Origin of the sequence: Streptomyces beijiangensis (assembly GCF_017315755.1) — a bacterium.
Classification (GTDB): Bacteria; Actinomycetota; Actinomycetes; order Streptomycetales; family Streptomycetaceae; genus Streptomyces; species Streptomyces beijiangensis.
On sequence record NZ_JAFLRJ010001581.1, the window covers coordinates 1 to 310 of the forward strand.

At 65.8% G+C, this 310-nt stretch carries 1 pseudogene; it reads right to left on the reverse strand.

Annotated elements, in window-relative coordinates:
* Positions 1-212: pseudogene (locus J0695_RS42765) on the reverse strand (IS6 family transposase); the annotation flags it as partial.
* Positions 213-310: the final 98 nt, after the last annotated feature.

The window sequence follows — 310 nt, forward strand, 5'->3', positions numbered from 1 at the left end:
GGCCGACGGCGGCGCAGTCCGTTCGCATAGGCCTGGCCGAACTTCATACACCAGCGGCGGACCGTCTCATGGGAGACGAGCACGCCGCGCTGGAGCATCAGCTCCCCGGCCTCGCGGAACGACAGCGGGAAGCGGAAGTACAGCCACACGCAGTGGGAGATCACCTCGACCGGGTACCGGTGCCCCTGGTACGACGGTGGCGCGCTGTTCACGGACGATCCCTCCCCGGCATGATCAACCAGAAGATCATTCCACCCGGTTGGTCAACGTGATGCGATGAGGAGCGGGGCCTCCCGCTCCTTCATCGCAT